Genomic DNA, 4902 nt, shown 5'->3' with positions numbered 1-4902 from the left:
CTGCTGGCGATCGTGCGGCGCACCCGGGCGGGCCGAAGCGCGTTCAGTCCCGACAAGATGCACCTGCATCACCGTCTGCTGCAGATCGGTCATTCGCACCGGCGCGTCGTGCTGATCATCTACTTGTGGGTGGGCATCGTCGCTTTCGGTACCGCAAGCACGATCTTCTTCAATCCGCGCGACACCGCCGCGGTCATGTTAGGCGCGATCGCGATTGCGGTTTTCGCGACGCTGATCCCGCTTTTGCGACGCCGCGACGACGTCTACGACGAGGAGTAGTAGGGTCCTCGTCGATGTGGTACGGTGCTGGTAGAACCCGAATTAACCTCGCGGGTTGCCGGCCACCGGCAGACGGAGTTCGCTCCGATCTTGTCGACTTACGACCGACAAAGGGGAGTTGTCCCTTGGGTGATGCGAGTGCGGTGAAAGCGCTCCGATACGCTCTACGGGCCACGCACGAGCAACCAAGCAACTCCCCCCGAACGAGGACTGAGGTGCTGCAGTGACTACACCAGCGCAGGACGCGCCGTTGGTGTTTCCCTCCGTTGCTTTCCGGCCGGTTCGGCTGTTTGTTACCTCTCTGGCGCTCACCGTCGTCGCGGTCGCAATCGCTGCCTGGCTTGGCAGCCCGAAGGTCGGCTTGTTCTTCGGAATGGGACTCCTGCTGGGTTTGCTCAACGCTCTCGGCGTGCAGCGCTCCGTTGCGGCTATCACCGCGGATGCGCACCCGCTGAAAAAGAAAATGGCGCTGAATTCAGCGACGCGGTTGCTGGTCATCACGACGATCGGATTGGCGATCGCATTCGTCTTCCGGCCAGCGGGGCTTGGCGTGGTATTCGGGCTCGCGCTCTTCCAGGTGTTGCTGGTGCTGACGACCGCGCTGCCGGTGATGAAGAAGCTGCGTGCCGGGACGGCCGACGCGATTGAAGGGACAGGAAACAGCAATGACTGAGGCGTTTCTGGCCGACGGCGCGATCGAGGTCGGTCATCACGAAACCGCCAACTGGTTCGGTTTGACCGTCAACGTCGACACCGTGACCTCGTCCGCGATCGCTGCCGTCATCGTCATCGGGCTGGCATTCTTTCTCCGTGCCAAAGTCACTTCGACGGGTGTCCCGGGCGGTGTGCAGTTGTTCTTCGAGGCGATCACCGTTCAGATGCGCAACCAGATCGAGAGCGCGATCGGCATGCGAATCGCACCGTTCGTGTTACCGCTGGCCGTCACGCTTTTCGTCTACATCCTGATCTCGAACTGGTTGTCGGTACTGCCGTTGCAATACACCGACCACGGAAAAACCACCGAGCTGCTCTCGTCGGCCGCCGCAGATATCAACTACGTGCTCGCGCTGGCTCTCTTCGTGTTCATCTGTTACCACGTGGCGGGAATCTGGCGCCGCGGCATCATCGGACACCCGGTCGCGGTGCTCAAGGGACACGTCGCCGTGCTTGCACCGATCAACGTGGTGGAAGAACTCGCCAAGCCGATCTCGTTGTCGCTCCGACTTTTCGGCAACATCTTCGCAGGCGGCATCCTGGTCTCGCTGATCGCGCTTTTCCCGCCGTACATCATGTGGGCGCCGAACGCGATCTGGAAGGCATTCGACTTATTCGTGGGCGCAATCCAGGCGTTCATCTTCGCGCTGCTGACGATCCTGTATTTCAGTCAAGCGATGGAGCTGGAAGGGGAACACGAGTAGCACCGCACGACAAACGCTGGCTCCAACAAACACGACAGACTTGGTAGACCGCTACCAAACATCAAGGAGGATAAGCAATGAACCCCACAATCGCTGCTGGCGCCCTCATCGGCGGCGGGCTGATCATGGCAGGTGGCGCGATCGGCGCCGGTATCGGTGACGGTGTCGCCGGTAACGCGCTGATCTCCGGCATCGCCCGACAGCCCGAGGCGCAAGGCCGACTGTTCACACCGTTCTTCATCACGGTGGGTCTGGTCGAGGCCGCCTACTTCATCAACCTGGCCTTCATGGCGCTGTTCGTCTTCGCCACCCCGGTCAAGTAACAGTCGAGATGGGTGACATGGGCGCTTCGGTCGTTGCCGAGGGAGGGGGGAGTAACTTCCTCGTCCCTAACGGCACCTTCTTCGTTGTACTGATCATCTTTTTGATCGTGCTCGGCGTGATCGGCACCTTCGTGGTTCCGCCGATCTCGAAGGTGCTCAAAGAGCGCGAAAACATGGTCACCAAAACGGCTTCTGACAACAAGAAATCGGCCGAGCAGTTCGCCGCTGCCCAGGAGGACTACGAGAAGGCGCTGTCCGCCGCTCGGGTTACGGCATCGGCTGCTCGCGACGAGGCTCGGGCAGAGGGCCGAAAGGTCGTCGACGAAAAGCGTCGACAGGCCGAGGAGCAGGTTTCCTCGACTCTGCAAGACGCCGCCGAGCAGCTCAAGCGGGAGGGTGACGCCGTGGCTGCGGATCTTCGCACGCGGGTAGAGAGCATCTCCACCACGCTGGCGAGCCGCATCCTCGGCGTCGAGATCTCCACCTCGGTCTCGGGACGGTAAGCACCAAATGTCAACATTCATCGGGCAGCTCATCGGGTTCGCCGTCATCGTGTGGTTGGTCGTGCGCTTTGTCGTGCCGCCGGTGCGCACGATGATGGCGAACCAGCAAAACGCGGTACGCCAACAACTGGCGGACTCCGCGGCTGCCGCCGACCGACTCGCGGAAGCCAGCCGCGCCCACGAGAAGGCGAAGGAAGATGCCAAGGCCGAGGCGCGGCATCTGACTGACGAGGCGCAGGCAGACGCAGAGCGCATCGGCGAGCAATTGCGTGCTCAGGCCGAAAGTGATGCCGAGCGGATAAAGCAGCAGGGCGCCAAGCAAGTGGAGCTGTTGCGTGCGCAGTTGATCCGTCAGCTGCGCCAAGATATCGGTGCCGAATCTGTCCACCGGGCAGGTGAACTGGTGCGCGGTTACGTCGCTGAACCCGCCCAGCAGTCAGCGACCGTGGACCGGTTCCTGAACGATCTCGACGAGATGGCGGCCTCCACGGCCGAAATCCAGTACGCCGTCGCGACCAAGATGCGTTCGGCCAGCCGGCTGGCGCTGACGGGTCTGCTGGACCAATTCGGTGGGATCGCCGACAGCCTTGACGACAACGGCTTGTCGACGCTCGCGGACGATCTGACGTCTGTCGCCGCGCTGCTGATCCACGAAAGGGTGCTTACCCGCTACCTCACGCAGCCCTCCGAGGACTCATCGCCGCGAGTCCAATTGGTCGAGCGACTGGTGTCAGGCAAGGTCGGTCAGCCCGCCCTAGATGTCCTCAAAGCCGCGGTCTCCGAACGCTGGTCGGCCGAAACCGATCTTGTCGACGCAATCCAACTGGCAGCACGCCAAGCCCTGTAGATCCGCGCCGAAAAGGCCGGCGAGGTCGACGAGGTGGAAGACCAGTTGTTCCGGTTCTCCCGCATTCTCGACGCTCAGCCGCGGCTTGCCATCTTGCTGGGTAACTACGAGGTGCCTGCGGATGCGCGAGTTCAGTTGCTGCGCAACGTCCTCGCCAGCGCGGGCGCCGGCGTCAACGCGATAACGGCTGACCTGCTCGCCAAGACGGTCGAGTTGCTCCGCGGACAGCCGGCCGAAGCGGCAGTGCAGAACCTGGCGGAAGTGGCGGTGGCTCGACGTGGCGAGGTCGTCGCGCAGGTAAGCGCAGCAACCGAACTCAGCGACGCCCAGCACACCCGCCTCACCGAGGTGCTGAGCCGGATCTACGGCCATCCCGTCACAGCACAGGTCTCCATCGACCCAGAGCTGCTCGGCGGGCTCGCAATTTCGGTTGGCGACGAGATCATCGACGGGACGCTTTCATCGCGTCTTGCCGCGGCCCAGACCCAATTGCCGGACTGACCACTACCGACGTAATACCATCGACAAGCAGGAAGAACGAAAAGCCATGGCAGAGTTGACAATCTCGGCTGACGACATTCAGGGCGCGATCGAGGAGTACGTAAGCTCCTTCACCTCCGACACCACCAAGGAAGAGGTGGGCACCGTCGTCGATACCGGAGATGGCATCGCACACGTCGCGGGCTTGCCGTCGGTGATGACCCAGGAACTCCTCGAGTTCACCGGTGGGGTCCTCGGCGTCGCGCTGAACCTCGACGAGCACAGCGTCGGCGCGGTGATCCTGGGTGACTCCGAGAAGCTCGCAGAAGGACAACAGGTCAAGCGCACCGGCGAGGTTCTCTCGGTGCCCGTCGGCGACGAGTTCCTGGGCCGTGTGATCAACCCACTGGGCGAGCCGATCGACGGCCAGGGCGACATCAAGGCGGAAACCCATCGCGCGCTGGAGATCCAGGCCCCATCGGTGGTGCAGCGGCAAAGCGTCTCGGAGCCGCTGCAGACCGGCATCAAGGCTATCGACGCAATGACGCCGATCGGTCGTGGCCAGCGTCAGCTGATCATCGGTGACCGCAAGACCGGCAAGACCGCGGTGTGCGTCGACACCATCCTCAACCAGCGCGAGAATTGGGAGACCGGCGACGAGAAGAAGCAGGTGCGCTGCGTCTACGTGGCCATCGGCCAGAAGGGCACCACGATCGCGTCGGTCCGGCGTGCCCTCGATGAGGGCGGCGCGATGGACTACACCACCATCGTCGCCGCGCCGGCGTCCGACGCTGCCGGGTTCAAATGGCTTGCGCCTTACACCGGTTCGGCTATTGCCCAGCACTGGATGTACGCCGGCAAACACGTGCTGATCGTCTTCGACGACCTGAGCAAGCAGGCCGAGGCCTACCGGGCGATCTCGCTGCTGCTGCGCCGTCCGCCCGGACGTGAGGCCTACCCGGGTGACGTGTTCTACCTGCACTCGCGGCTACTGGAGCGCTGCGCCAAGCTGTCCGACGAGCTCGGCGGCGGCTCGATGACCGGCCTGCCGG

5 protein-coding genes and 2 pseudogenes are annotated in these 4902 nt (G+C 63.1%); all 7 read left to right on the top strand.

What is annotated here, in order from left to right; genetic code table 11:
- Positions 1–279, top strand: a pseudogene (locus WAN02_RS30625) (undecaprenyl-phosphate alpha-N-acetylglucosaminyl 1-phosphate transferase); the annotation flags it as partial.
- 223 nt (positions 280–502) lie between these two features.
- On the top strand, positions 503–952 hold the full coding sequence (locus WAN02_RS30620) for an ATP synthase subunit I (RefSeq protein WP_422269130.1): 450 nt from the start codon (positions 503–505) through the stop codon (positions 950–952).
- Positions 945–1697, top strand: coding sequence for a F0F1 ATP synthase subunit A (gene atpB, locus WAN02_RS30615; RefSeq protein ID WP_422269129.1), 753 nt, complete (start codon positions 945–947; stop codon positions 1695–1697). The genes WAN02_RS30620 and atpB overlap by 8 nt, the downstream gene beginning before the upstream one ends.
- 77 nt (positions 1698–1774) lie before the next feature.
- Positions 1775–2020, top strand: coding sequence for a F0F1 ATP synthase subunit C (locus tag WAN02_RS30610; RefSeq protein ID WP_219067094.1), 246 nt, complete (start codon positions 1775–1777; stop codon positions 2018–2020).
- An 8-nt stretch (positions 2021–2028) separates the two neighbouring features.
- Positions 2029–2523, top strand: coding sequence for a F0F1 ATP synthase subunit B (locus tag WAN02_RS30605; RefSeq protein WP_422269128.1), 495 nt, complete (start codon positions 2029–2031; stop codon positions 2521–2523).
- A 7-nt stretch (positions 2524–2530) separates the two neighbouring features.
- Positions 2531–3871, top strand: a pseudogene (locus WAN02_RS30600) (F0F1 ATP synthase subunit B/delta).
- Between the two features lie 46 nt (positions 3872–3917).
- The coding region (gene atpA, locus WAN02_RS30595; protein WP_422269127.1) for a F0F1 ATP synthase subunit alpha at positions 3918–4902 on the top strand (985 nt) is incomplete at its 3' end.

The sequence above is a fragment of the Mycobacterium sp. genome (genome assembly GCF_049281135.1).
Lineage (GTDB): Bacteria > Actinomycetota > Actinomycetes > Mycobacteriales > Mycobacteriaceae > Mycobacterium.
This window is presented reverse-complemented; position numbering and strand designations above follow the sequence as displayed.